Origin of the sequence: Phocaeicola faecium, from assembly GCF_014837055.1 — a bacterium.
Lineage (GTDB): Bacteria > Bacteroidota > Bacteroidia > Bacteroidales > Bacteroidaceae > Phocaeicola > Phocaeicola gallinarum.
Genome location: NZ_JACSPQ010000024.1, coordinates 1 through 1,160, shown reverse-complemented (window position 1 = coordinate 1,160; position 1,160 = coordinate 1). Strand labels below are relative to the sequence as shown.

At 59.9% G+C, this 1,160-nt stretch carries 2 protein-coding genes; one reads left to right on the top strand and one right to left on the bottom strand.

Annotated features, from left to right (window positions below; all coding sequences use genetic code 11):
• A partial coding sequence (locus H9626_RS15630; protein ID WP_191710795.1) for a PHP domain-containing protein occupies nt 1-449 on the bottom strand: 449 nt, incomplete at its 3' end.
• 228 nt (nt 450-677) lie between these two features.
• Here H9626_RS15630 and H9626_RS15625 point away from each other — a divergent pair.
• Nucleotides 678-1,160: DnaA ATPase domain-containing protein (locus H9626_RS15625; RefSeq protein WP_225231008.1), on the top strand; the 483-nt coding region annotated here is incomplete at its 3' end.

Sequence of the window (1,160 nt, the reverse complement as noted above, 5' to 3'; positions counted from 1 at the left end):
CCCTTGGAATAGGTGGAGAGCACCTCGTTGTCCATACGCGGATAGCGCATCACGCGGCCTTCGAGATTGGCCACCGAGGATGCCTTCAACAGGTTCTTCAAGCCTTCGTCGGTTTCCGCCCACAATGTCAGGTGGGCGATCAGGCCGCCGCCGGACACGTCATCTGAGCGCTGCGCCTCGGTGCCCCAATGCACGCGGGTCTTGTCCTGCCTGGCGGTTTCCGGCGTGGTATAGGCCTCGATGCCGATGATCGGTTTGACGCCGACCTTGACGGCCTCGCTCCACATCTCGTACGCACCGTGCATATTGCCGTGGTCGGCGATGCCGACGGCCGTCATGCCCAGCTCCTTGGTGCGCCGCACCAAGTCGGGAATCTTGGACGCACCGTCCAGCAACGAGTAATGCGTATGGTTGTGCAGTTGCACGAAGTCACTACCTGATCCAGCCATAGGTTCCACCTTACCTCAGTAGGTCCACGATAACCGTTGCTCCAGTCTCCACCCGACACGCACCGATGGTAGATATGTACCGATTCCGCGTGTGTGAGTCAACAATGGTGCGCACCATACAGCGCCACGACCGCGGGCATGCGGCAGAACGGAAAGGAGTTGGTCACGATGACGACGGCACCTATGAATCAACACGGGAGCGTCCCTGCTCCCCATCCATGGTCTCCCATGGATCCGGAGACGCATCTGAATAAGAATGCGACGTTCGACACGTTCGTGCCCGGCGACTCCAACCGCTTCGCACGCACCGTCGCCCTCGCCGTCGCCGAAGGATCCGGCCAGGACTTCAACCCCCTATGCATCTACGGCGGATCAGGACTGGGCAAAACCCACCTCCTGAACGCCATCGGCAACTACGCCCTCGTCAAGGACCCCACCCTCAAGGTACGCTACGTCACATCAGAGGAATTCACCAACGAATTCATCGACGCCCTCCAGAACCCCAACCAAAGCCAGGGCCGCATCGCCGAATTCAACCGACGCTACCGCCAGGTCGACGTCCTCCTGATCGACGACATCCAATTCCTCGGCGGCAAGGAAGCCACCCTCGAACAGTTCTTCCACACCTTCAACAGCCTCTACCAGGCCAGCAAACGCATCGTCATCGCCAGCGACGTCGCACCCAAAAACCTCAAAGGATTCACACAGTCG